Below are 24,799 nucleotides of genomic sequence, written 5' to 3'. Positions count from 1 at the left end.
TGAAGGCACCACGATCTACCGGAAGATCGCGTTATCGTTCATCGCGAGCAAGCTTGGCTCCCACAGAAGCACGCTCACTCAAGAGCGCCCGCCCTACGCCATATCACTGTGGCTGAATTCCTCGGCCAGAAAATCAATCAACGTACGCACCGACGGCAGCAACCCCCGTCGCGAAGCAAAGATCGCATGGACGATGCCGCACTTGGGCGTCCAGCCCGGCACCAGCTCCACCAACCGCCCGGCTGCGATATCTTCGCGCACCACCACGGTGGGCAGGTGAGCGACGCCGATGCCGGCCAGCACGGCGTGACGCAGGGCCAGCAGGTCGTCGGTGACCATGCGCGGTTCATGACGGATCAGCGCGCGGGTGCCGTCGGGGCCGAACAATTCCCATTGGTATTCACGTTGTGCCGCCCCCCAGTGCACGCTCGGCAAGCCGTTGAGGTCCGCCGGGGAAGCCGGTGCAGACAAACGCTCCAGGAACGCCGGGCTGCCCACCAGGCATTGGGTGCTGTTGCTCAACACCTTCATGACCATGTCGGTGTTTTCCAGCGGCGGAAAGCGCACCCGCAAGGCGATGTCGAACCCTTCGTGGATCAGGTCGACCCGGCGGTTGGTGCTCTCGATGAACAACTCCACCCGTGGGTACTTGAGCATGTAGCGGGTCAGCATCGGTCCGACCCAACTGTTGAGCAGCGCCGTCGGACAACTGATGCGCACCAGCCCCTGGGGTTCGGAGCGGTTGCGCTCGATCACTTCCGCCGCGCTCTCGGCCTCGACCCGCATCGCCAGGCAGCGCTGGTAATAGGCCTGGCCGATCTCCGTCAGCGTGCAATGGCGGCTGGTGCGGTGGAGCAGCCGCACCCCGAGTCGCTCTTCCAGTTGGGCGATACGTCGGCTGAGTTTCGACTTGGGCATGTCCAGCGCGCGACCGGCGGCGGCGAAACCACGGTGCTCCACGACCTGGGTGAAGTAGTACAGCGTGTTGAGGTCTTCGATGATCGTTCTCCAAATAGAACGCTAAGGCTAATTTTCGCAGTCTAGCGCATCAAAGGTGCCAGTTTTAATCTACACCCATCGAAACGCAACACGGTTTGAAGCCGAAGCGCTTCGACCGGATGAGTCACCGATCAATCGCTACACCGACATTAAAAACCTTAACCACGCCGAAACCTTCGGCAACCAAAACTTAATGAGGGCTACGCCATGACTACTTCCTACAACCGTCTCGACAAAGATAACGCCGCCGTTCTGCTGGTGGACCACCAGGCTGGCCTGCTCTCGCTGGTGCGTGACATCGACCCGGACCGTTTCAAGAACAACGTGCTGGCCCTGGCCGACCTGGCCAAATACTTCAAGCTGCCAACCATCCTCACCACCAGTTTCGAAACCGGCCCCAACGGCCCGCTGATGCCAGAACTCAAGACCCTGTTCCCGGACGCGCCGTACATCGCCCGTCCCGGCCAGATCAACGCCTGGGACAACGAAGATTTCGTCAAGGCCATCAAGGCCACCGGCAAGAAGCAACTGATCATCGCCGGCGTGGTGACTGAAGTCTGCGTGGCCTTCCCGGCACTCTCGGCCCTGGCCGAAGGTTTCGAGGTGTTCGTGGTCACCGATGCCTCAGGCACGTTCAACGAACTGACCCGTCAATCGGCCTGGGACCGCATGTCCTCCTCCGGTGCGCAACTGATGACCTGGTTCGGCCTGGCCTGTGAACTGCACCGCGACTGGCGCAATGATGTGGAAGGGCTGGCGACCTTGTTCTCCAACCACATCCCGGACTACCGCAACCTGATGACCAGCTACAACACGCTGACCAACGCCAAGTAACAGCCACACCGATCCACCTTTGTGGGAGCGAGCCTGCTCGCGATGACGGCAGGACAGTCAATGATGTATTGACTGTCAGGTCGCAATCGCGAGCAGGCTCGCTCCCACAAAGGTTTGCGGTGTGCTTTGCACGGTGTTCAAATCTTCGCCAATGATTTTTCTGGAGACTGCCCCGATGCTGATCCCCTGCCCCCATTGCAACGGGCTCAACCGCATCCCCGCCGAACGCCTGGGCGACCAGCCCAAGTGCGGGCGCTGCAAGGCCCCAGTGCTATTGAACAAACCGTTCGAACTCAAGCAAGGCGACTACGCCAGCCAGATCAAGGGCGACCTGCCGTTGCTGGTGGATGTCTGGGCCGATTGGTGCGGACCGTGCAAGTCCTTCGCGCCGGTGTTCGAACAGGCCGCTGCGCAACTGACGGGTAAATGTCGGTTGGCCAAGCTCGACAGCGAGGCTAATCAGCAGTTATCGGCGCAGTTGGGGATCCGCTCGATTCCCAGCCTGATTCTGTTCAGGGAAGGCCGGGAGGTGGCGCGTCAGAGTGGGGCGTTTCCCTTGCCTCAGTTGATGAGCTGGTTGCGCAGCCAGGGGATTTGAAGCCATGAGATAACTGTGGGAGCGGGCTTTTTGTGGGAGCAAAGCTTGCTCGCGATCCAGGCGCTGCGGTCCTCAAGAGACCGCGGCGTTTTCATCGCGGGCAAGCCTTGCTCCCACACAGTTGCCCCCACAGGGTTTTGCACAGGCCAGAATCAGGCGCCTTCCAGCAGGCTATGCAACTCCATGAACTGCTGGGTCAGCTTGTGCCGTGGGTCCAGGTGGATCAGCGGCAAACTGGCCTGGTGGGATTCGCGCATGCGCACCGAACTGCTCAGGTACACCGGCAGTACCGGCAGGCCTTCGGCGATCAGTTCGTCGAGGATCTGCTGCGGCAGGCTGGCGCGAGCCTGGAACTGGTTGACCACGATGCCTTCGACTTCCAGGCCCTCGTTATGGTCGTCCTTGAGCTCTTCGATTTCCGCCAGCAGGCCGTACAGGGCCTGACGGGAGAAACTGTCACAGTCGAAGGGGATCAGCACTCGATCAGCAGCGATCAACGCTGAAACCGCATAGAAATTCAGCGCTGGCGGGGTATCGAGGTAAATCCGGTCGTAATCTTCCTCCAGTTCTTCAAGCAGTTTGCGCAGCTTGTTGATCTTGTGCTTGGCCTCAAGCTTGGGCTGCAGATCCGTCAGCTCCGCCGTGGCGGTGATCACGTGCAAGTTGTCGAACGGCGTTTCGTAGATATCCACCTTGTTCTTTTTCGAAAAGGGCCCGGATGACAGGGTTTGCTTGAAGAAATCGGCAATGCCCATGGGAATGTCATCGCCGGTCAGGCCCGTCAGGTATTGCGTGGAGTTGGCCTGGGCATCCAGATCCACCAACAGCGTGCGATAGCCTTCGCTGGCGCTGACTGCCGCCAGGTTGCAGGCGATGCTGGATTTGCCCACGCCACCTTTCTGATTGAACACCACACGCCGCATGTCAAAACCTCCGTGTATCAAAGATCCCCGAGTGTAGTAGGCCGCGACACCGCTTAGCTACCTTCTGCGTAGAAGGACTACGGCAACAGTGGCTTTTCCAACAATCGAAGCGTCAATTCGCCCGGAAAATGACAGAAAGAACCGACAGACAGGCGAGCAATGATCGCGACAATAGTTTGCAACTGAACCAAGTCGTACATTTCGCTGGACAAAATGTAACCAGTATTTGCTACAAGCCAACCGCACCGGGATAATGCGCGCCACTTGGGTCGCAAGGCCATGCAGGGTTGGACGCGGGTCAAACCACTGAGCCGTGACAATAAAAGCCCGCAGGGGTGGGATGAATTTTGTGATCAATTTCAATATCGCCCAATGGCGCGCGTGGGCCCCTGGGCTCGAAAGCGTGGACGACTGGCAGGCCTGGAGCCGACAGCCGGTCGTATTGCCGCCCAGCGATGCCTCCCCTGACGTATCGTTCCTGCCGGCCATGCAGCGTCGGCGCCTCAGCCGCCTGGCGCGGATGGCCTTCAGTGTTGGCTGGCCGCTGGCCGAGGATCGGCCGGACCTACCGTTGGTCTTTATTTCCCGCCACGGCGAAACCCCACGCACTTTCGAGATTCTCAAGGACCTGGCAGCCGACCAGCCCTTGTCGCCGACCCAATTCAGCCTGTCGGTGCACAACGCAGTGATTGGCCTGTGGTCGATCATGCGAGGCGAAACCAGCGAAATGACTGCCCTGGCCGCTACCGGCGACGGGTTGGAGCACGGTGTGCTGGAAGCCGCCGCACTGTTGAACGAAGGCTCGCCGGCGGTGTTGCTGGTGATCACCGAGGAGCAACCCCCGCAGGTCTACGCGCCGTGGGTCAATGACGTGCCGTTTCCCTATGCCATGGGCTTGCTGCTAACCCCGGGCGACGACTGGCAACTGGACCTGTGTGCGCAAACCGGCCAATTGCCTGGCAGCGACTGGCCCCATGCCCTGGATCTGTTGCGTACCCTGCTGAACAACGAAACCACCTGCCAACATGCCTGGAAGAATCGTGTATGGACCTGGCAACGCAACCGGTGACCGGTAAACATCGCGACGCCTATTACTGGCGCCTGATCGCGACCGCCGCAAGCTTCGCCCTGTTCGGGCTGGGCGGGCTGTGCCTGCGTTTGCTGGTGTTTCCGTTGCTGGCCTGGTGGCCCGGCGATGCCCAGGCCCATCGGCAACGGGCCCGTCGCACGGTCGGGCGGTTGTTCTGGTTCTTCATCCGGTTCATGGCCCGCACCGGGGTGCTGACCTACCGGATCGACGGCGCCGAACGGCTCGGCCGCCCCGGACAAATGATCATCGCCAATCACCCGTCGCTGATCGACGTGGTGTTCCTGATCGGGCTGGTGCCCAACGCCAACTGCGTGGTCAAGCAAAGCCTGTGGGACAACCCCTTCACCCGCGGCCCGCTGCGCTCGACCCAATACATCAGCAACGACGGCAGCATGGACATGCTTGATGCCGCCAGCGATGCCCTGCAGGATGGCCAGACCCTGATCGTCTTCCCCGAAGGCACGCGCACCCAGCCCGGCCAGGCACCGGCCTTTCATCGGGGGGCGGCGGCCATTGCCCTGCGGGGTGCGAAAATCCTCACGCCCGTCACCATCAAGGTTTGCCCCACTACTCTGACCAAGGCCGAACCCTGGTATCGCATTCCCCAGCGCCGCGTGCACTTCAGTTTTCGCGTGGGGGCCGATATAGACCCACAGGCCTTCGCCGCGCTCGGCCCACCACCCCAGGCTTCGCGCAGGCTCAACGATTTTTTGCATCACTATTTCATCAAGGAGCTCGCCGAAGATGAGCGATCTGCACCGTGACATCAAACAGCTGATCATCGATGCCCTCGGCCTGGAGGACATAAGCATCGACGATATCGGCGACCACCAGACCCTGTTCGGCGAAGGCCTGGGCCTGGACTCGGTGGATGCCCTGGAGCTAGGCCTGGCGATCCAGAAGAAGTACGGCATCAAGATCGATGCCGACGCCAAGGACACCCGTAACCATTTCAGCAATGTGGCAAGCCTTGCGGCCTTCGTCACTGCAAAAAGCGCCTGAGACCAGACCATGCAAACTCGTGACGACATCTTCAACACCCTGCGCGATGCTCTGGTCGAGCTCTTCGAGCTGGACCCCGAGCGCGTGACGCTGGAATCGAACCTGTACCAGGACCTGGAAATCGACAGCATCGATGCGGTCGACCTGATCGACCACATCAAGCGTCAGACCGGCAAGAAAATCGCCGCCGAAGAATTCAAGTCGGTGCGCACCGTCAATGACGTGGTCGAGGCGGTCTATCGACTGGTCCAACCGGCCGCATGACCCGGCTGATTGGCCTCGGCCTGCTGCTGGCGGGCCTGCTGTACCCCTTTGCGGTGTATTTCGGCATGGAGCACTTCGCCCCGTGGCAGTTCGGGTTGCTGCTCGGCAGCCTGTGGCTGGCCCGGGCATTGCTTGGCAAGGGCGGGCCCGGCAGCCGCTGGATGGCGGCCACGGCGATCGTGTTTTGCGTACTGCTGGCGCTGTTCGACAGCCCGCTCCTACTGCGCTGGTACCCGGTGCTGATCAGCGCGTTCATGCTCGGGCTGTTCGTCCTGAGCCTGAAATACGGCCCGCCGATGATCGAACGCCTGGCCCGCCTGCGCGAACCGCAGCTACCTGCCAAGGCGGTGGTGTATACCCGCCAGGTCACAGTGGCCTGGAGTGTGTTTTTCCTGTGTAACGGTTTGCTCGCCGCCGCCCTGACCCTCTGGGCGCCGCTGAGCTGGTGGATGTTGTACACCGGCCTGATTTCCTACGGATTGATGGGGCTGCTGTTTGCCATTGAATGGCTCATACGACAACGGGTAAGAGGCCGCCCATGAATTGGATAACACTTGAGCAGATTCTGCTCAGGACTGAACCGGAACGCGCCGTCGCGCTCGATCCGGCGCTCAGTCACACGCAACTGCGGGGCGCGGCGTTGAGCCTGGCGGCCGGCCTGCAAGCCCGTGGCGTGCGGCATGTGGCGGTGCACCTGGAAGACGCCGCCGACCTGGCCATCGCCCTGCTCGGCGCCTGGCGCGCCGGAGTCCGGGTCTTGCTTCCCGCCGACCTGCAGGTGCAGACGCGCCAGCGCTGGGCGGCGGACGTGGACCTGTGGCTGACCGACCAGCCCGGCGACACGCATCCCAACGACGTGCAACAGGCGCCGATGGACGCCGCCGAACTGGACCTCGATCACTGCTGGCTGAGCCTGTGCACCTCCGGCTCCAGCGGCGAGCCCAAGCGCATCGAGAAAACCCTGCGCCAGTTGAGTAACGAAGTCCACGCCCTGGAGCACTTGTGGGGCGCCGACCTGGGGCCGGCCTGCATGATCGGCAGCGTTGCCGCCCAGCATATCTACGGGTTGCTGTTCCGGGTGTTGTGGCCGCTGTGCGCCGGGCGCCCGTTCGTGCGTCGGCAATTGGCGTTTCCCGAGGACCTGCAACGCGCCAGCCGCGAACAACCGGCCTTCGCCTGGGTCGCCAGCCCGGCGCTGCTCAAGCGCATGGGCGATAACCTCGATTGGCCGGCCCTGAGCAGCGTGCGCCGGGTGTTCTCCTCTGGCGGCGCCTTGCCCCCCGAGGCTGCACAAAGCTTGCAGCAACGTCTGGGACAATGGCCGACGGAAATTTTCGGCAGTTCGGAAACTGGCGGTATCGCCTGGCGTCAGGGTGACGGATTGTGGCAGCCCTTTGCCGGCGTCGAGCTCAGCCAGGACAGCGACGGCGCCTTGCTGATCGCTTCGCCCTATCTGCCGGCCGGGCATGTGGAACACACCGCCGACGCGGCGCGAATCGCCACAGATGGACGCTTTGAGCTGCTCGGGAGACTGGATCGCATCGTCAAGCTCGAAGAAAAACGCATCTCCCTGCCGATGCTGGAACAAGCGCTGATGGCCCACGACTGGGTCAGCGAAGCGCGGCTGGGGGTGGTGCAGGAGAAGCGCGCCTCCCTTGGCGCACTGGTGGTGCTCAGCGAAAACGGCCTGCACGCCTTGCGCAACCTGGGCCGGCGCGCCGTTACCGAAGGCCTGCGTCGGCACCTGAGCGAACATTGCGAAACCCTTGCCCTGCCCCGGCGCTGGCGCTGGCTGCGGCAGTTGCCGCTCAACGCCCAGGGCAAGTTGCCCCAGGCCGAGGTCGAGGCGTTGCTGATGGCGCCACGCCCCAAAACCCCTGACGTGCTGGAGCAAGTCGAAACCGACGGTGAGTGGAACCTGCAACTGGTCGTGCCTGCGGACCTTGCATACTTCAGCGGCCACTTCCCCACCGCGCCAGTGTTGCCAGGCGTAGTGCAGGTCGACTGGGCCTTGAGCCTGGGCCGGCAATTGATGGACCTGCCGCCCCGGTTCGTCGGCATGGAGGTGCTGAAGTTCCAGCAACTGGTTCGCCCTGGCGATGAAGTCCAACTGCACCTGCGCTTCGACCGCGAGCGCGGCAAGCTGTACTTTGCCTACCGCAATGACACGGCGGCCTGTTCCAGTGGGCGGATTGTGTTGGGGGAAAACAATGCCTAGGCACCTGTACAAATCACTGTGGCGAGGGAGCTTGCTCCCGTTGGGCTGCGAAGCAGCCCCTGGTATTTCAAGAGCGAGTGCTTCGCACTTGAGCGGGAGCAAGCTCCCTCGCCACAAAATGCTCCTTGGCCACCGAGACATGCCGCATGCATAACCCCTGCGCCGTCATCCCGGTCTACAACCACGAAACCGCCATCTCGGCCGTGGTCCAGGCGTTGCTCGCCAACGGCCTGCCTTGTGTGCTGGTGGATGACGCCAGCAGCCCGGCGTGCGCCGCCGTGCTGGAGCGGTTGGCCGAAGACGAGCGGGTTCATCTGGTCAGGCTGGCGATCAACCAGGGCAAGGGTGGCGCGGTGATGACCGGCCTGCGGGAAGCGGCGCGCCTGGGTTTCAGCCACGCCTTGCAGGTGGACGCCGACGGACAGCACGATCTTGGCGACGTGAAGACTTTCATCGAGCAATCCCGCGCCCACCCGGACGCGGTGATCTGTGGTTATCCGCACTACGACGCCAGCGTGCCGAAAGGTCGTCTGTACGCGCGCTACCTGACTCACATCATGGTCTGGATCAACAGCCTGTCCCTGCAGATCCGCGACTCCATGTGCGGCTTTCGGGTCTATCCCCTGCCACCGACCCTGGCGCTGATCGACTCGGCCAACATCGGCAAGCGCATGGATTTCGATTCGGACATCCTCGTGCGCCTGGCCTGGCGCAATCAACCGATGCACTGGCTGCACACCCGGGTCCATTACCCCCAGGACGGGGTCTCGCACTTTCGCCTGTTCCACGACAACGTGCTGATTTCCATCATGCACACCCGGTTGTTCTTCGGCATGCTGGTGCGCTTTCCCCTGATTCTCTGGCGACGGTGGCGGGCATGAGCCTTCAGGCAGACAAGCAACATTGGGCCGACCGCCAGGAGCGCGGCAGTTTCTGGCTGATGAAACTCACCGCAGTCGCCGCCAAGGTGCTCGGCCGGCGCTTATTGACCCCGGTGCTGTACGGCATCGTCCTGTACTTCTTCATTTTCGGCCGCAGCGCCCGCCAGGCCGCCTGGCAATACCAGCAGCGCCTGGCCGAATGGAGCGAGCGCCCCGAACTGCGCCCGACCCACCGGCGGGTGTTCGGCCAGTTCATGGCGTTTGCCGATTCCCTGTTGGACAAGCTCGATGTCTGGAACGGCAAGCTGAGCATCGACCAGATCGAAATCGTCGACCCGGCGCTACTGCGCAATCACTTGCGTGACGCCCGCGGGCAGATGCTGGTGGGCGCGCATCTTGGCAACCTGGAAATGTGCCGGGCCCTGGCCGAGCTGGGCGAGAAGGTGACCATGAACGTGCTGGTGCACACCAAGCACGCCGAGCAGTTCAACCGCTTGCTCGGTGAAGCCGGCGCCACGCACCTGCGGCTGATCCAGGTCAGCGAGCTGGACCCGGTGATCATGTTGCAACTGAGTGAACGCCTGGAGCGTGGCGAGTGGCTGGCGATTGCCGGCGACCGCGTACCGCTGCACGGCGGACGCAGTGTGACCGTGGATTTCATGGGCCACCCGGCGGCATTCCCCCAGGGGCCCTGGTTGCTGGCTGGCCTGCTGAAATGCCCGGTCAACCTGCTGATGTGCCTCAAGCACGAGGGACGCTATCGCGTCACCCTGGAACCCTTCGCCGATGCCGTGGCGTGGAAACGCAACGACCGCGAGCAAGTGATCGCCCACTGGGCCGGCCGCTATGCCGAGCGCCTGGCGCAGTACTGCCTCCAGGGCCCCCAACAGTGGTTCAACTTTTACCCTTTCTGGAAGACCGATGACGATGCCCACTCTTGAGCCGGTAACCTTCGGCGAATGCCCCTTGCGCATTGAAGATGTGCTGGCCCTGGCCAACCGCCGGGCGCCGACGCAGTTGCAGGATGACCCGGCGTTCCGCCAACGGATTGCCAAGGGTGCGCAATTCCTCGATTCCCTGCTGGACAAGGAAGGCGTGATCTACGGCGTGACCACCGGTTACGGCGACTCCTGCGTGGTGGCCGTGCCGTTGCACCACGTCGAGGCCCTGCCGCGTCACCTGTACACGTTCCATGGCTGCGGCCTGGGCAAGTTGCTCGACGCCCAGGCCACCCGTGCGGTGCTGGCGGCGCGTTTGCAGTCGCTGTGCCACGGCGTGTCGGGGGTGCGGGTGGAACTGCTGGAACGCCTGCAGGCCTTCCTTGAACACGACATCCTGCCGCTGATTCCGGAAGAAGGCTCGGTGGGCGCCAGTGGCGACCTGACCCCGCTGTCCTACGTCGCCGCGACCCTGTCCGGCGAGCGGGAAGTGATGTTCCGTGGCGAGCGGCGCCTGGCTGCGGACGTGCACCATGAACTGGGCTGGACCCCGCTGGTGCTGCGGCCCAAGGAAGCCCTGGCGCTGATGAACGGCACCGCCGTGATGACCGGCCTGGCCTGCCTGGCCTTCGCCCGCGCGGACTATCTGCTGCAACTGGCGACCCGCATCACCGCGCTGAACGTTGTCGCCCTGCAAGGCAACCCGGAACACTTCGACGAGCGCCTGTTCGCCGCCAAGCCACACCCGGGGCAGATGCAAGTCGCCGCGTGGCTGCGCAAGGACCTGGCGATCGACGCGCCGACCGCGCCGCTGCATCGCCTGCAGGATCGCTATTCCCTGCGCTGCGCCCCTCACGTGCTCGGCGTACTGGCGGACAGCCTGGGCTGGTTGCGTTCGTTCATCGAAACCGAACTCAACAGCGCCAACGACAACCCGATCATCGACGCCGAAGCCGAGCGCGTACTGCACGGCGGGCATTTCTACGGCGGGCATATCGCCTTCGCCATGGACAGCCTGAAGAACCTGGTGGCCAACGTCGCCGACTTGCTGGATCGCCAGCTCGCGCTGCTGGTGGACGAGCGTTACAACCACGGCCTGCCGAGCAACCTGTCCGGCGCCAGCGCCGAGCGGGCGATGCTCAACCATGGCTTCAAGGCCGTGCAGATCGGCACCAGTGCCTGGACCGCCGAAGCCCTGAAAAACACCATGCCGGCCAGCGTGTTCTCGCGCTCCACCGAATGCCACAACCAGGACAAGGTGAGCATGGGCACCATCGCCGCCCGGGACGCGATCCGCGTGCTGGAGCTGACTGAGCAAGTGGCCGCCGCAACGCTGCTGGCCGCCAACCAGGGCGTGTGGCTACGCAGCCGCGCCGAAGACGCGCGACCGCTGCCCCCGGCCCTGGCCGCCATGCACCAGCAACTGGCCGAGGATTTCGCCCCAGTCATCGAAGACCGCGCCCTGGAAGGCGAACTGCGACTGTGCCTGCAACGCATCGCCGACCAACACTGGAGGCTGCATGCGTAACCAAGGTGTTTTGCACGTCGACACGCAGATCGTGGTGCCATTTTTCGATGTCGATTCGATGAACGTGGTCTGGCACGGCCACTACGTCAAATACCTGGAAGTGGCCCGCTGCGCCTTGCTTGACCTGATCGGCCACAACTACAACGAAATGCTCGAATCCGGCCATGCGTGGCCGATCATCGACCTGCAACTGCGCTACGTGCGCAGCGCCGTGTTCGGCCAGGCGCTGACCGTGCGTGCCAGCCTGGTGGAATGGGAAAACCGACTGAAGATCAACTACCTGATCAGCGACGCCGCCACAGGCGAACGCTTGACCCGCGCCAGTTCGGTACAAGTGGCCGTGGACCTCGCCAGTCGCGAAATGCTGTTGGCCTCGCCTCGGGTCTTTGTCCAAGCCGTTGAAAGGAAACTGCCATGAAGCGCCTGTCAGTCTGGCTGTTGCTGTGCTGCCTGGCGCCCCTGGCCCAGGCGTTCGACTTGCAACAGCTGAGCGACCAACTGGCCCGCCCGGAAGTGATCCACGGGCAGTTCATCCAGGAAAAACACCTGCGCGCCCTGCCCCAGCCCCTCACCAGCAAGGGACGCTTCGTGCTGGCGAAAAAACACGGCCTGCTGTGGCTGCTGCAAACCCCGCTGCAACAGGACTACCGCATCACCCCCCAGGGCATCGCCCGGCGGGACGGCAACGCCTGGCAGATGCTGCCGAACAAGAGCGCCGGGGCCGAGCAGAACCGCTTGTTCCTGGCGGTATTGCAGGGCGACAGCAGTGGCTTGCTGCGGGACTTCGAACTGAGCCTGTCGGGCGAGCCACAACAGTGGAAACTCACCCTGACCCCACGCTCGGTGCTGCTCAAGCAGGTCTTCAACCAGATCAACATCGACGGCGGCGAACTGGTGCAGCGCATCGAACTGCTGGAAACCCAGGGCGACAGCACCGTGCTGCGCATGCAGGACAGCATCAGCACGCAACCCTTGAGCCAAACGGAGCAACATGATTTTGCCGAGTGAACGGATGCTGCCCCGGCTGTTCCTGGTCCTGCTGCTGGCAGTGCTGGCGCTCGCCGGTTGGCAATGGCGCAATGGCGCACCGCTGTCGGCCAATCTCATGGAGCTGGTGCCGGGCACGTCGCCCGATGCCCTGGAGCTGATCGCCGAGCAACGCATGCAGGAGCCGCTCAATCGTGAAGTGCTGGTGTTGGTCGGCCACACCGACCGCCAGCAAGCCATCGCCCTGGCACAGACCCTGGGTGAGCAATGGCAGGCCAGCGGCCTGTTCGACAAGGTCCAGTGGACGTTGCAGGCCGACTTGCCGGCGCTGCGCACGCAATTGCTCAACGGGCGGTTGGCGATGCTCTCGGCGGCGGACCGCCAGCAATTGATCGAGCAGCCCCAAGCGTTTATCCAACAACGGGTGCAGGCCCTGTTCGACCCATTCAGCGGCTTCAGCCTGGTGCCGAACCAGGACGACTGGCTGGGCCTGACCGGGCGCATCCAGAACAGCCAGCCACAACGCGGCGCGATCAAATTCGATATTGGCAGCGGTGCGTTGGTCGCCGATGCCGACGGTAAGAGCTGGGTGATGCTGCGGGCTCGCGCCCAGGGCAACGCCTTCGACATGAACCTGCCGTTGCAAGTGGCCGAACTGCTGCGGCGCAGCCGCGACCAGGCGGGCCAGGCCCAAGGGCAACTGCTGGCGGCCAGCGGCCTGCTGTACGCCGCCAGCGGCCAGCAACAGGCCTCGCGGGAAATCACCTGGGTCGGCGGCGGCGCGACGGTAGGCATCTTACTGCTGTTGTTACTGGCCTTCCGGCGTTTGCGCGTGTGGCTGGCGTTCGTGCCAGTGCTGGTGGGCATGCTGTTCGGCGCGGTGGCGTGCGTGGCCTTGTTCGGGCGCATGCATGTGATGACCCTGGTCCTGGGTTCCAGCCTGATCGGCGTCGCGGTGGACTACCCGCTGCACTACCTGTCCAAAAGCTGGAGCCTCAAGCCCTGGCGCAGCTGGCCGGCCTTGCGCCTGACTCTGCCGGGGCTGAGCCTGAGCCTGGCGACCACCTGCATCGGCTACCTGGCCCTGGCCTGGACGCCGTTCCCGGCCCTGACCCAGATCGCGATATTTTCCGCCGCCGGGCTGGTAGGCGCCTACTTGACCGCCGTCTGCCTGCTGCCAGCGTTGCTCAAGGGTGCCGATTTGCGCCCGGCCCAGTGGCCGCTGCGGCTGTGCGAATGCCTGCTCCAGACCCGCCAGGCGCTGTTGGCGCGGGTGCCCACGCCAGTGCTGCTGGTGTTGCTGCTGAGTTTTTGCGCAGGCGGTCTCTGGCACCTGACCACCAAAAACGACATTCGCCAGTGGATCGGCACGCCCCAGCACCTTACCGACGAAGCCCGCGACATCGCGCGCATCACCGGCTTCCAGCCCACCAGCCAGTTCTTCCTGATCCGCGCCGGCGACCAGGCACAACTGCTGGAGCGCCAGACCGCCCTCAACGAACGGCTGGATCAGTTGATCGGCCTGGAGAAACTCCAGGGCTACCTGTCGCTTAACCAACTGGTCAGCCCACCCGCCGAACAGCAGAAAGTGCGTGAGGCCCTGGCCCGCCTGCCAGCCTTCTGGCAACCGCTGCTGGACCTGGGCGTGCCGGTCGCCGCGCTGCAAACGGAGCTGGCGCAACTGCAAGCCTTGCCGGTGGAAGACATCGATGCAGCGTTGACCGGCCCCTTGGCCGAGCCCTATCGCACACTCTGGCTCGGCCCGACAGAACAGGGCGTGGCCGCCATGATCAGCCTGCAAGGCTTGAACGATGCCGCGCTGCTGCGGGTGCAGGCGGTGGATTTGCCAGGCGTGCAACTGGTGGATCGCCTGGGCGACCTGAACCGGGTCTTCGCCGCCACGCAGGTCAGCGCCGCCGAGTTGAAACTGGCCTCCTGCGTGCTGATTGTGCTGGTGCTGATCTGGCCGTTTGGCGTCGGCGGCGCCTTGCGCATCGTGGCACTGCCGCTGCTGGCTGCGCTGTGCAGCCTGGCGAGCCTCGGCTGGCTCGGCCAGCCACTGACCTTGTTCAGCCTGTTCGGCCTGTTGCTGGTGACGGCCATCGGCGTCGACTACGCGATCCTGATGCGCGAGCAGATCGGCGGTGCCGCCGTGAGCCTGCTGGGCACGTTCCTGGCGGCGGTCACCACCTGGCTGTCGTTCGGCCTGCTGGCGCTGTCCAGCACCCCGGCGGTGAGTAACTTCGGCCTGGCAGTGAGCCTGGGACTGGCCTTCAGCTTCATGCTGGCGCCGTGGGCCGGGCATCAGGCCCACGCGGCTGCCGTCGCGGAGCCCGCCCCATGATGACCCTGCTGTTCTGGCTCATGGCCCTGGGCTTGTTCGCTGTCGCAACCCGCATAGGCTGTCGCTTCGGGTTGATCCCGATTGTCAGCCAGTTGTTGCTGGCGACCTTCGGCCTGCCCCTGCTGATGTATTTCTGGATCGAGCCGGGCTGGCAGCTCAGCGGCGCGCAACTGGTGTCGCCGGTGTGGCTGAAGAACCTCTACAGCCTCGCGTTCGCGCTGTTGCTGGGGCACATTCTCAGCGACGTGATCGACCTGCGCCTGGATCGCCAGAGCGTGAAGATCGCCCTGCCCAGCTTCGTCGTTCCGTTTGCCTGCGGCCTGGCGACAGCGTTCTGGCTGCTGCCGCCCCAACCCTGGATCAGTTCCCTGGCGGTGGGGCTGCTGTTTGCGATCACCGCGATCCCGGTGCTGTACCTATACCTGCGTCACATCGACTATCCGCCCGCCGCCACGCGGCGATTGGTGCAAACGGCGATCCTGATCGACCTGGCCTGCTGGAGCCTGTTCGGCCTGGCCCAGGGCAGCCTCCACTTGAGCAGCCTGTTGCTGCCGCTGGCCTGCGCCGGCGTGCCGCTGCTGTTGCGCCTGCTCGGCCTGCGCCAGCCGTTGCTGTACAGCGGCGTGTTCTTTGCGCTGTTGGTGGTGGCCGAGCACTACCGGCTCAATGCACTGATCGTCGGCATCGGCTATCTGCTGTGCATGGCCGCGCTCAAAGTGCCCTTGCGGCTGCCGCTCGATGCCGCCTGGATGCAGGGTTTGCAGACGTACCTGGCGATCCCGCTGATCCTCACGTTCGGCATTGTGCAGATCAACGTCCACAGCGCCATGAACAGCCTCGACTGGGTGCAATTGACGGCGTTGCTGCTGTTGCCCATCGCCAGCAAACTGCTGGGCAACTGGCTGGGGCTGGGATGGGCCGCCGCTCCCTTCGCCGGCGCCAGTCGTTGGCGCGAAAGTGTCTTGCTGAATATTCGCGGCTTGAGTGAAATCGTCTTCCTCAATCTGCTCTTGCAACAACAGCTCATCAGCCCCGCGCTGTACTTCATGCTGATGCTGATGGGACTGATCGCGACATTGCTGCCGGCCTTGGCCGGTTTCCACCGTATTCCCTCGATTGCCGTCCCGGCCAGGAGCTCCAGTGCCAACAGTTGAAATGGAACGTCGGCAGGTCGTCGTCATCGGCGCAGGCCCTTCCGGCGCTATCGCGGCGGCGCTGCTCAAGCGCAAGGGCCACGATGTGCTGGTCATCGAGCGCCAGCATTTCCCCCGGTTCTCCATCGGCGAGAGCCTGTTGTCCCATTGCCTGGATTTCGTCGAAGAAGCCGGCATGCTCGACGCGGTGAATGCCGCTGGATTCCAGCGCAAGAACGGCGCCGCGTTCGCCTGGGGTGAGCGCTACAGCGCCTTCGATTTCGGCGACACCTTCAGCAACGGCAAGCCCACGACCTTCCAGGTGCAACGCGCCGACTTCGACAAACTGCTGGCCGACCAGGCTGCGCTGCAAGGCGTGGAGATCCGCTACGGCCAAGCCATTGCCAGCGCCGATTTCACTCTCGCCAAGCCGCAACTGGGCGTGCAGCGCGAAGACGGCAGCGAGTACCGGGTCGAAGCCGACTTCGTGCTCGATGCCAGCGGCTATGGCCGAGTCCTGCCGCGCCTGCTGGACCTTGAGGCACCGTCGAACTTCCCGGTGCGCCAGGCCGTGTTCACCCATATTGAAGATCGCATCGACGCGGCGACTTTCGACCGCGAAAAAATCCTCATCACCACCCATCCGAGCAAGCGCGACGTGTGGTTCTGGACCATTCCGTTCAGCGGCGGGCGTTGCTCGGTGGGCGTGGTCGCCGCCGCGGAACATTTCGCTGGCCGCACCGACGACCTCGATGCCTGCCTGCGCGGCTTCATCGACGAAACCCCAAGCCTGGCCGGCGTGCTGCGCAACGCCGTGTGGGACACCCCGGCGCGGACCATCGGCGGCTACTCGGCCAACGTCAAGACCCTGCATGGTCCTGGCTTCGCCCTGCTGGGCAACGCCGCGGAATTCCTCGACCCGGTATTCTCCTCCGGCGTGACCATCGCCATGCGTTCGGCGAGCATGGCCGCCGACGTACTCCACCGTCAGTTGCAAGGCCAAAGCGTGGACTGGCAAAGCGAGTTCGCCGACCCCCTCAAGCGCGGCGTCGACACCTTCCGCTGCTATGTCGAGGGCTGGTACGCCGGCACCTTCCAGGACGTGATTTTCTATACCGAGGGTTCGGACGACATCCGTCGCATGATCAGCTCGATCCTGGCCGGCTACGCCTGGGATCAGCGCAACCCGTTCGTCAGCGAACCCAAGCGGCGCCTGCGCATGCTTTCGGAAATCTGTGCGAGCCCGGCACCATGAGTCAGCAACCATGAGCTACCTGAGCGACAACTACGTCGAAGAAACCCGCTTCGGCTTCTGGTTCCTGCGCAGCCACACCTGGCAGCACCATGTGTTGCGCGTAGCGATCAACGACCTGCGCAGCCTGTTCAGCACCCCGCTGCCGGCCAACCCGGTGCTGCTGGATGCCGGCTGCGGCCAGGGCAAATCATTCCAGTACCTGCGTCAGGTGTTTGCGCCGCAACGCCTGATCGGCGTGGATGCCGACCCCCACAGTCTGGATCTGAGCCGTGAGGAAGCCGCGCGCCAGGGCATCACCGTGGAGCTGATCGGCAGCGACTGCGCGACATTGACGGTGCCCGATGCCAGCGTCGACCTGCTGTTCTGCCACCAAACCTTCCATCACCTGGTGGAGCAGGAAAAGGCCCTCGCCGAGTTCTATCGCGTACTCAAGCCCGGCGGCTACTTGATGTTCGCCGAATCCACCGAAGCCTACATCGACACCTGGGTGATTCGCTGGCTGTTCCGCCATCCCATGCACGTGCAGAAAAGCGCCGCGCAATACCTGGAGATGATCCGCGAGCAGGGTTTCCAGTTCGAGGCCCGCAACGTGTCCTACCCGTACCTGTGGTGGAGCCGTGCCAAGGATTTCGGCCTGCTGGAACGCTTTGGCCTGCGTCGTCCCAAGCCATTTGGCGAGCGGGAGGAAACCCTGGTCAACGTGGTGGCTCGCAAACCTCTCGAAGGGGCTGCCGGATGATCCGTGGCCTGCTGATCGCCTGTGTGTTGCTGCTCAGTGCCTGCGCCAGCCACGCGCCGCTGCCCGCGCGCATGCCGACCCTGGCGTTGCCGATGCAACTGCACATCGAGCGGACAATGGCCGGCCAACGCCAGGACTGGTTGCTGGTGATCCAGCGCGAAGACGCCAGCATCCGTTGGTCGATGATGGACCCGCTGGGCATTCCAGCGGCCCGCCAGCGCCTGGTCGCTGGCCAGTGGCAGGCCGACGGTCTGCTGCCGCCCAACGCCGAGGCCCGGGAGTTGTTCGCCGCGCTGCTGTTCGCCCTGACCCCCGAAGCCGAACTGCCCGACAACTACCCGGCCGCCCGGCAACAGGCGTCGCAACGGAGCCTCGATAGTCGCTGGCTGGTGCGCTACAAGCAGCCGCTGGATTTTGAACTGAGCCTGCCCCAAGGCCCCCGCTACCGCATCACACCGTTGACCGAGAACGCCCCATGACCGCCTATTTGAATGCCCTCGGGGTGATCTGCGCCCTGGGCCGCGACAGACATAGCGTCGCGCGCAACCTGTTTGCCGGCGACTGCTCGGGCGTGCGCATCGAGGATGGCTGGGTGGCCGAACGCGCCTTGCCGGTCGCCTCGGTGCCGGGGGAACTCGCGCCCATCCCCCCTGTCCTTGCGGCGCAACGCAGCCGCAACAACCAACTGCTGCTGGAAGCCGGGTTGCAGATTCGCGCAGAGATCGACCAGGCCATCCAGGCCTACGGTCATGCCCGTATCGGCATCGTCCTGGGCACCAGCACGTCGGGCATCGATGAGGCCAGCCAGGGCATCGCCCACTACCTGCGCGAACAACGCTTCCCCGATGGCTACGACTATCAGCAACAGGAACTCAGCGCGCCGGCCAATTTTCTTTCCGACTGGCTCGGCCTGAGCGGTCCGTCCTACGTGATCTCCACGGCCTGCACCTCCAGCGCCCGCGCCTTGATGAGTGCCCGACGCCTGCTGGACCTGGGCCTGTGCGATGCCGTGCTGTGCGGTGGCGTGGACAGCCTGTGCAAACTGACCCTCAACGGTTTTTCCGCACTGGAAGCGGTATCGAGCGAACGCTGCAATCCGTTTTCGGTGAACCGCAGCGGCATCAACATCGGCGAAGCGGCGGTGCTGTTCCTGATGAGCAAGACCCCGGGAGACGGCCCCAGGATCGCCCTGCTGGGCGACGGCGCCAGCTCCGATGCCCATCATATTTCCGCCCCCGAGCCCAGCGGTCGCGGCGCCCGCCAGGCCATGGAAAAAGCCCTGCATTGCGCGGGCCTCAAAGCCAGCCAGATCGACTACCTGAACCTGCACGGCACCGCCACGCAGCACAACGACGCCATGGAGAGCCAGGCCGTGGCCGGGCTGTTCCCGGCGGGTGTGCCCTGCTCGTCCACCAAGCCCATGACCGGCCATACCCTCGGCGCGGCCGGGGCGCTGGAAGCGGCGTTCTGCTGGCTGGCCCTGAGCCCCCAAAACAGCGCCCAGGCCCTGCCACCGCATGTCTGGGACGGCCAGGCCGATCCTGCGTTGCCGGCGCTGGACTGGGTCACCGCCAGCACCCGCCTGAACCCGGCCATCCCGCGCCGCCTGATGAGCAATTCATTTGCCTTCGGCGGCAACAACGTCAGCCTGATTATCGGAGACGCCCCATGATTGACTGGCCGCTCGCCGAACTGCTGCCCCACGCAGGGGACATGATCCTCATCGACCGGATCCTGTCGTTCGATGACGAACAGATCCATACCCACACCACCGTCAAGCCTGGTGGTTTGTTCAACCGCGAAGACGGCGCGCTGCCGGCCTGGGTCGGCATCGAGCTGATGGCCCAGAGCGTCGCGGCGTTTGCCGGTTGCCATGCGCGCCGGCGCGGCGATGCCGTGGAGCTGGGCTTTTTGCTCGGCACCCGCAAGTTCGAATGCAACGTCGACTGTTTTCCCGTCGGTGCCGAGCTGAGCATCCACGGCGTGCGCTCCCTGGAAGACGACAACGGCATGGGCGTGTTCGAATGCCACATCCACGCCCCCGGCATCCATGCCACGGCCCGGCTCAACGTTTTCCGTCCGCCCAAGGCCGCCCATTACCTTCATGAACCGTCCGCAACAGGAAACCCGTCATGACTGAATCCGTACTGGTCACCGGCTCCAGCCGTGGCATCGGCCGCGCCATCGCCCTGCGCCTGGCCGAGGCCGGGCACGACATCGTGCTGCATTGCCGCAGCGGCCGCGCCGAGGCCGAAGCGGTCCAGGCAGAAATCCAGGCCCTGGGCCGCCAGGCGCGAGTACTGCAATTCGATGTGTCCGACCGTGCTGCCTGCAAAGCGACTCTCGAAGCCGACGTCGAAACCCACGGCGCCTATTACGGCGTGGTGCTCAATGCCGGCCTGACCCGCGATGGCGCCTTCCCGGCCCTGAGCGAAGACGACTGGGATGTGGTGATGCGCACCAATCTCGACGGTTTCTACAACGTGCTGCACCCGGTGATGATGCCGATGATCCGGCGTCGCGCCGCCGGGCGGATCGTCTGCATCACCTCGGTCTCCGGGCTGATCGGTAATCGCGGGCAGGTCAACTACAGTGCTTCGAAGGCCGGTTTGATCGGTGCGGCGAAGGCGTTGGCAATCGAGCTGGGCAAGCGCAAGATCACCGTCAATTGCGTCGCGCCCGGCCTGATCGACACCGCCATGCTCGATGAAAACGTACCCGTGGAAGAACTGATGAAAATGATCCCCGCCCAGCGCATGGGCACTGCGCAAGAAGTGGCGGGTGCGGTGAATTTCCTGATGTCCGCCGAAGCCGGCTACATCACCCGGCAAGTCCTGGCCGTCAACGGAGGCTTGTGCTGATGAAGCGCGTTGTCGTCACCGGCATGGCCGGTATCACCTCCATAGGCAGCGACTGGGAAACCATCGCCGCCAACTTCGCCGCCAATCGCAGCGGCATCCGGCGCATGGATGAGTGGGACCGCTTCAGCGAACTGAACACGCGGCTGGCCGGCCCCATCGACGACTTCCAGGTCCCGGCCCACTGGACCCGCAAGCAATTGCGCAGCATGGGCCGCGTCTCGCGCCTGGCGGTCGCCGCGGCGGAACAGGCCCTGGCCGACGCAGGCCTGTTGGGCGATGAGTCGATCAAGGACGGGCGCATGGGCGTGTCCTGTGGCTCGTCCACCGGCAGCACCGACGAAATCAAGGCGTTCGGCAACATGCTGCTCAACAGCGTGGCCGAAGGGCTGAACGCCAACTCCTACGTGCGGATGATGCCGCACACCACGGCAGCCAACATCAGCATCTTCTTTGGGCTGACCGGGCGCCTGATCCCCACCTCCAGCGCCTGCACCAGCGGCAGCCACGGCATCGGCTATGCCTACGAGGCCATCAAGTTCGGGCGCCTGCCGCTGATGCTGGCCGGCGGCGCCGAAGAGCTGTGCCCGACCGAAGCGATGGTCTTCGATGCGCTGTACGCCACCAGCCTGAAAAACGATGCGCCGCAAACCAGCCCACGTCCCTACGACAAGGGCCGCGATGGCCTGGTGATCGGCGAAGGCGCCGGCATACTGGTACTCGAAGAACTGGAACACGCCCTGGCCCGTGGCGCAAAAATCCATGCCGAGATCGTCGGCTTTGGCAGCAACGCCGACGGCCAGCACGCCACCCGACCCGAACTGAGCACCATGCGCCGGGCCATGGAGCTGGCCCTGGAAGACGCCGGCCTCGAACCCTCGGCCATCGGCTACGTCAACGGCCACGGCACCGCGACTGAGCAGGGCGACATCGCCGAGACCCTGGCCACCAGCAGCCTGTTTGGCGAACACATGCCCATCAGCTCGCAAAAGAGCTTCCTCGGCCACACCCTGGGTGCCTGCGGGGCGCTGGAGTCCTGGTTCAGCATCGAAATGATGAATCGCGACCTGTACGTGCACACCTTCAACCTCGATGAGGTCGATCCCCAGTGCGGCAAGCTCGATTACCTGCGCAACGAATTCCGGCCGATGAGCCACGAATACGTGATGAACAACAACTTCGCCTTTGGTGGGGTCAACACCTCGCTGATCTTCCGCCGCTGGCACTGAATCGGATTCAAAACCCTGTTACCCCTCGTCAAGGAGACCATGATGTCGTTGAAGAAAATCGCCGTAACCGCCGCCCTGTTGCTCAGCACCCTGCCAAGCCTCAGCCAGGCCCGTGATACCGCGCTGTTCCTGCCGTTCGACAAAGTCGTCGCCGAGGCCATCCGCACCGGCAAGATCGACGGCAGCGTGAAGTTCTACCTGGCCGGCAACAAACCGGCCGGCAACGTCACCGTGGTCAGCCCCGGCGCCGTGACCAACAAGAAAACCAACGCCTTCAACAAATCCGATGAAGTGGCCTGCGAATGGGTGCTGCAATCGGCACTGATCAGCCTGCACCAGGCCGCCAAGAACGCCGGCGCCAACGCTGTCACCAACATCGTCAGCTTCTACAAGAGCAACGAACGCAAGGACCCGACCACCTATGAATGCCACGCCGGCGCGATCATGGCGGGCGTCGCGTTGAAAGGGGATCTGGCGAAGGTGCAATAAACCCGGATCCGCCGCAATCGCGAGCAGGCTCGCTCCCACAGTGGATCCAGGGTGTACGCAATCTGGTATGCCACCAAATCCTGTGGGAGCGAGCCTGCTCGCGATTGCAGTGGGTCAGCACCGATGATGTTGGCTGGGCTACCGTCATCACCTCTTCATTTGTAGGTAGCCCAGAGCACCGAAGGGATCAGTCGCGCTTTGCAGGGGCAGGTACTGTGGCTATCCAGCGTGCCGGCCATATGCCTGCCATGACTGACCATATGCGTGATGCCGCCGCTGATCTGATAGGTTTTTCCATCCCGGCCACACGAGACGCGATCACCTTCGCGGGCATGCAGTAGGCCAAACATGTTGCCCCTGCTATCGCCTTCCAGCACTTTCCCACCACAAGTGGTCTTGTCACCCAAACCGATGAAGTACCCCTCTCTCATTGGATGTTCTCCTTCACCCCATTCGAGTGCAGGTAATGAACATCCGCCAGTTTGAGAGCGGGCAAAAAGTCCTCCGCCATCGGCACGCCTTCACGCACGATGATCAGAAAACGTCTCTGCGGCGTATTGATGATCTCGTCGCCATTGCTCAAGCGGCTGCCGACCAGGGCGATGTTGCTATTGGCGGCCCCGGCGGCGGTTACGATCCGCGCGGTGCTGCCATCGGCGTACACAACCTGGTCGCCTTTCTGCGCGGCGCGTACTTTCCAGCCATTGTCCAAGGTGAACGTCAACGACGATGACACTTGCTGGATCGTTCCGCCGTAACGCGTCTGGCTACCCTCGGTGGCCACCCGGTAAATAGCGATTGGGGGATGAGCCATGACGAACGCTTTTTGTTGATTAAGAAATGTGATGACTTTTTCGTCAAAACCATCAAGCGGCTGTTGCTCCAAGTACAAATCGTCCAAATGACGGAGATATTCACGAGAGACTTCGTTGGTGTATGGGGTGTAGGAAGATGAGTGCATTTCCAAGGGCCTTATTCACGGGCTTTGGGCTACTTCCCTTTCCGCCGGGAAGGAGCATTGGGCCAGACAATTCGGAATGATGAATAAGACGTTGCTACGCTGGTGAATCGCAAGCCCAACAGCGTGGACATCTGGAGCGAATAGGAAACATCGCAACTAGGAAAGCGTATTTTCCTACAGTCAACGGGAGTCCTGGCACGCCTTGCCCGGCGTCTTCACCCCCCCTGTTCTGCTGCCCCAACTACCGCTTGTCGGGACTGTCAACTTCGACAGTATCGACGGGGCTCGGAAAGCTTAAGGCTTTAAACGCCTGAAAAATACCGTCCAGGTTAACGCTCGATAAAAACAGTTCGGCTGTTATTGATGAGCTGTACTGCGTATCTCATGAAATTAATTTGGTTCCAAAAATGGACAAAAAAATGGTGGATACAATAGCTTGGTCGGGCGTCACCGCGTTATCTTCTCGACACCAGGCCACCTCGCCTTCTGTGGAACAAAACATTGTTGTAGGTGGTGCGACATTCACACGTGCGTACGCGTATGTGAACGGTGTTCGCATGCACTATCTCATGAGCGGCGATGGCGAAAAACCGGTGTTGCTGGTGCATGGGTTTCCGGGAAGCTGGCGCAATTGGGAGGTATTTTTGGGCCCATTGCTGCGTGCCGGTTATACGCCGATCGTTCCTGATTATCGCGGCGCTGGAGAAACCGATATTTCAGAAAGCGGCTATGACAAGAAAAGCATGGCGCATGATTTGCACGAGCTGATCATCCACCTGAATATCAAACAGGTTGATGTTATCGGCCATGACATGGGGTTAATTATTGCCTATGCCTACGGGGCACTTTATCCGGATGAAACCAAACGTATTGTCTTGATGGATGGATTCATTCCTGGCATCCCAGGCTGGGAAACGGCTTATAACGGAAACCCGGAAGCCCGTATTGCGAGCAAGTGGCATTTTCGCTTCTTTGGCAAGACGGCTATAGCCATGATCCAAGGTCAGGAAAAAACTTACCTGAACATGTTTTTTGACGACTTTGTATTTCCTGGCAACGACACAGTGCCGGACGAGGTGCGCGTGGCCCTGATGAAAGATTATTCCCGGCCTGGACGCATGGAGGCGGCCTTCAAGCTTTATTCAGCCTGGATAGAGCATGATGTGATTGATAACCAAGCGTTCGCCAACAATAAACTGACGATGCCTGTGCTCACCATCGGTGGCGACCATTCGAGAGGAAATACCTTGGCCGAGCAAGTCAAATGCATTACTACGCAACCGTACTCTTTTATATTGCACAACACCGGGCATTGGGTACTGGAAGAAAAAACCCAGGCTACCTGCGAGGCGATCCTGGCATTTTTACGTGATAAAAAATGACCGTTGGCATGATCCGTCAAGGCTCATCGCGAGTTTGACTGCCTTTATCACCACCACATAGAAGGACAATCAATTGTCGGCCTTGCTGCATGAAATAAGGGCGCTTTTCAGCGCCCTCTCAAGCAGCACGGATCAGAGACAGTCGAG

28 protein-coding genes are annotated in these 24,799 nt (G+C 62.9%); 24 read left to right on the top strand and 4 right to left on the bottom strand.

What is annotated here, in order from left to right:
* Positions 1–93 precede the first annotated feature (93 nt).
* A complete protein-coding gene (locus PBDP_RS02600) occupies positions 94–999 on the bottom strand; it encodes a LysR family transcriptional regulator (RefSeq protein WP_204334279.1) in 906 nt (301 codons plus the stop codon).
* Positions 1,000–1,206: 207 nt separating this feature from the next.
* Between PBDP_RS02600 and ycaC the strand changes: the two genes are divergently transcribed.
* Positions 1,207–1,833, top strand: a complete 627-nt coding sequence (ycaC, locus tag PBDP_RS02595) for an isochorismate family cysteine hydrolase YcaC (RefSeq protein WP_109752086.1) — start codon at positions 1,207–1,209, stop codon at positions 1,831–1,833.
* A gap of 175 nt (positions 1,834–2,008) precedes the next feature.
* Positions 2,009–2,431, top strand: coding sequence for a thioredoxin TrxC (trxC, locus tag PBDP_RS02590; RefSeq protein WP_178082462.1), 423 nt, complete (start codon positions 2,009–2,011; stop codon positions 2,429–2,431).
* Positions 2,432–2,583: 152 nt separating this feature from the next.
* Here the strand turns inward: trxC and PBDP_RS02585 are convergent, their stop codons facing one another.
* Positions 2,584–3,354, bottom strand: coding sequence for a ParA family protein (locus PBDP_RS02585; protein ID WP_109752084.1), 771 nt, complete (start codon positions 3,352–3,354; stop codon positions 2,584–2,586).
* Positions 3,355–3,694: 340 nt separating this feature from the next.
* Here PBDP_RS02585 and PBDP_RS02580 point away from each other — a divergent pair, with 340 nt between their 5' ends.
* The 21 genes from PBDP_RS02580 to PBDP_RS02480 all read left to right on the top strand — a co-directional run bounded on the left by PBDP_RS02580 (position 3,695) and on the right by PBDP_RS02480 (position 22,309).
* Positions 3,695–4,423 (top strand): beta-ketoacyl synthase chain length factor, encoded by a 729-nt coding sequence (locus PBDP_RS02580; RefSeq protein ID WP_109752083.1) that lies wholly within the window; start codon positions 3,695–3,697, stop codon positions 4,421–4,423.
* The gene (locus tag PBDP_RS02575) at positions 4,399–5,208 is read left to right on the top strand and encodes a lysophospholipid acyltransferase family protein (protein WP_109752082.1); all 810 of its coding nucleotides are present in this window, start codon (positions 4,399–4,401) and stop codon (positions 5,206–5,208) included. The genes PBDP_RS02580 and PBDP_RS02575 overlap by 25 nt, the downstream gene beginning before the upstream one ends.
* Positions 5,189–5,446 (top strand): phosphopantetheine-binding protein, encoded by a 258-nt coding sequence (locus PBDP_RS02570; RefSeq protein ID WP_109752081.1) that lies wholly within the window; start codon positions 5,189–5,191, stop codon positions 5,444–5,446. The genes PBDP_RS02575 and PBDP_RS02570 overlap by 20 nt, the downstream gene beginning before the upstream one ends.
* A gap of 9 nt (positions 5,447–5,455) precedes the next feature.
* The gene (locus PBDP_RS02565; protein ID WP_030140951.1) at positions 5,456–5,710 is read left to right on the top strand and encodes an acyl carrier protein; all 255 of its coding nucleotides are present in this window, start codon (positions 5,456–5,458) and stop codon (positions 5,708–5,710) included.
* Positions 5,707–6,252 carry a COG4648 family protein gene (locus tag PBDP_RS02560; protein WP_109752080.1) on the top strand — a complete coding sequence of 182 codons (546 nt, stop codon included), beginning with the start codon at positions 5,707–5,709 and terminating at the stop codon, positions 6,250–6,252. The genes PBDP_RS02565 and PBDP_RS02560 overlap by 4 nt, the downstream gene beginning before the upstream one ends.
* On the top strand, positions 6,249–7,928 hold the full coding sequence (locus tag PBDP_RS02555) for an ApeI family dehydratase (RefSeq protein ID WP_109752079.1): 1,680 nt from the start codon (positions 6,249–6,251) through the stop codon (positions 7,926–7,928). The genes PBDP_RS02560 and PBDP_RS02555 overlap by 4 nt, the downstream gene beginning before the upstream one ends.
* 146 nt (positions 7,929–8,074) lie before the next feature.
* Positions 8,075–8,809, top strand: a complete 735-nt coding sequence (locus tag PBDP_RS02550; protein ID WP_212801777.1) for a glycosyltransferase family 2 protein — start codon at positions 8,075–8,077, stop codon at positions 8,807–8,809.
* The gene (locus PBDP_RS02545) at positions 8,806–9,750 is read left to right on the top strand and encodes a lysophospholipid acyltransferase family protein (RefSeq protein WP_109752077.1); all 945 of its coding nucleotides are present in this window, start codon (positions 8,806–8,808) and stop codon (positions 9,748–9,750) included. The genes PBDP_RS02550 and PBDP_RS02545 overlap by 4 nt, the downstream gene beginning before the upstream one ends.
* Positions 9,731–11,275: an HAL/PAL/TAL family ammonia-lyase gene (locus tag PBDP_RS02540; protein ID WP_109752076.1), complete on the top strand. Its 1,545-nt coding sequence runs from the start codon at positions 9,731–9,733 to the stop codon at positions 11,273–11,275. Before PBDP_RS02545 ends, PBDP_RS02540 begins: the two co-directional genes overlap by 20 nt.
* On the top strand, positions 11,268–11,693 hold the full coding sequence (locus PBDP_RS02535; RefSeq protein ID WP_212801776.1) for an acyl-CoA thioesterase: 426 nt from the start codon (positions 11,268–11,270) through the stop codon (positions 11,691–11,693). The genes PBDP_RS02540 and PBDP_RS02535 overlap by 8 nt, the downstream gene beginning before the upstream one ends.
* On the top strand, positions 11,690–12,283 hold the full coding sequence (locus tag PBDP_RS02530; RefSeq protein ID WP_212801775.1) for an outer membrane lipoprotein carrier protein LolA: 594 nt from the start codon (positions 11,690–11,692) through the stop codon (positions 12,281–12,283). Before PBDP_RS02535 ends, PBDP_RS02530 begins: the two co-directional genes overlap by 4 nt.
* Positions 12,267–14,606, top strand: a complete 2,340-nt coding sequence (locus PBDP_RS02525; RefSeq protein ID WP_163855615.1) for an MMPL family transporter — start codon at positions 12,267–12,269, stop codon at positions 14,604–14,606. Before PBDP_RS02530 ends, PBDP_RS02525 begins: the two co-directional genes overlap by 17 nt.
* The gene (locus PBDP_RS02520) at positions 14,603–15,760 is read left to right on the top strand and encodes a sodium:proton antiporter (protein WP_109752072.1); all 1,158 of its coding nucleotides are present in this window, start codon (positions 14,603–14,605) and stop codon (positions 15,758–15,760) included. The genes PBDP_RS02525 and PBDP_RS02520 overlap by 4 nt, the downstream gene beginning before the upstream one ends.
* A complete protein-coding gene (locus PBDP_RS02515; RefSeq protein WP_109752071.1) occupies positions 15,747–16,994 on the top strand; it encodes an NAD(P)/FAD-dependent oxidoreductase in 1,248 nt (415 codons plus the stop codon). The genes PBDP_RS02520 and PBDP_RS02515 overlap by 14 nt, the downstream gene beginning before the upstream one ends.
* Before the next feature lie 10 nt (positions 16,995–17,004).
* Positions 17,005–17,733: a class I SAM-dependent methyltransferase gene (locus PBDP_RS02510; RefSeq protein ID WP_116834007.1), complete on the top strand. Its 729-nt coding sequence runs from the start codon at positions 17,005–17,007 to the stop codon at positions 17,731–17,733.
* Positions 17,730–18,212, top strand: a complete 483-nt coding sequence (locus PBDP_RS02505; RefSeq protein WP_109752069.1) for a DUF3261 domain-containing protein — start codon at positions 17,730–17,732, stop codon at positions 18,210–18,212. The genes PBDP_RS02510 and PBDP_RS02505 overlap by 4 nt, the downstream gene beginning before the upstream one ends.
* On the top strand, positions 18,209–19,405 hold the full coding sequence (locus PBDP_RS02500; RefSeq protein WP_212801774.1) for a beta-ketoacyl-[acyl-carrier-protein] synthase family protein: 1,197 nt from the start codon (positions 18,209–18,211) through the stop codon (positions 19,403–19,405). The genes PBDP_RS02505 and PBDP_RS02500 overlap by 4 nt, the downstream gene beginning before the upstream one ends.
* The gene (locus PBDP_RS02495; RefSeq protein WP_109752067.1) at positions 19,402–19,869 is read left to right on the top strand and encodes a hotdog family protein; all 468 of its coding nucleotides are present in this window, start codon (positions 19,402–19,404) and stop codon (positions 19,867–19,869) included. Before PBDP_RS02500 ends, PBDP_RS02495 begins: the two co-directional genes overlap by 4 nt.
* Positions 19,866–20,594, top strand: a complete 729-nt coding sequence (fabG, locus tag PBDP_RS02490) for a 3-oxoacyl-ACP reductase FabG (RefSeq protein ID WP_109752066.1) — start codon at positions 19,866–19,868, stop codon at positions 20,592–20,594. The genes PBDP_RS02495 and fabG overlap by 4 nt, the downstream gene beginning before the upstream one ends.
* Positions 20,594–21,820: a beta-ketoacyl-ACP synthase gene (locus PBDP_RS02485; protein WP_116834005.1), complete on the top strand. Its 1,227-nt coding sequence runs from the start codon at positions 20,594–20,596 to the stop codon at positions 21,818–21,820. Before fabG ends, PBDP_RS02485 begins: the two co-directional genes overlap by 1 nt.
* Before the next feature lie 42 nt (positions 21,821–21,862).
* Positions 21,863–22,309: a hypothetical protein gene (locus PBDP_RS02480; RefSeq protein WP_003197008.1), complete on the top strand. Its 447-nt coding sequence runs from the start codon at positions 21,863–21,865 to the stop codon at positions 22,307–22,309.
* A gap of 155 nt (positions 22,310–22,464) precedes the next feature.
* On the opposite strand, the gene PBDP_RS02475 is transcribed toward PBDP_RS02480, so the two are convergent.
* Together PBDP_RS02475 and PBDP_RS02470 are read right to left on the bottom strand one after the other, a co-directional pair.
* The gene (locus PBDP_RS02475) at positions 22,465–22,740 is read right to left on the bottom strand and encodes a PAAR domain-containing protein (RefSeq protein ID WP_116834004.1); all 276 of its coding nucleotides are present in this window, start codon (positions 22,738–22,740) and stop codon (positions 22,465–22,467) included.
* Complete coding sequence (locus tag PBDP_RS02470; protein WP_212801773.1) at positions 22,737–23,270, bottom strand: PAAR domain-containing protein; 534 nt, start codon at positions 23,268–23,270, stop codon at positions 22,737–22,739. The genes PBDP_RS02475 and PBDP_RS02470 overlap by 4 nt, the downstream gene beginning before the upstream one ends.
* 407 nt (positions 23,271–23,677) lie before the next feature.
* Here PBDP_RS02470 and PBDP_RS02465 point away from each other — a divergent pair, with 407 nt between their 5' ends.
* Entirely contained in the window at positions 23,678–24,652 is a 975-nt protein-coding gene (locus PBDP_RS02465) for an alpha/beta fold hydrolase (RefSeq protein WP_249411833.1), read from the top strand.
* The last annotated feature ends 147 nt before the right edge of the window (positions 24,653–24,799 follow it).

Source organism: Pseudomonas sp. St290 (genome assembly GCF_018325805.1).
Classification (GTDB): Bacteria; Pseudomonadota; Gammaproteobacteria; order Pseudomonadales; family Pseudomonadaceae; genus Aquipseudomonas; species Aquipseudomonas bijieensis.
Note: the sequence above shows the minus strand (reverse complement) of the source record. Positions and strands in the feature narration are given on the sequence as shown.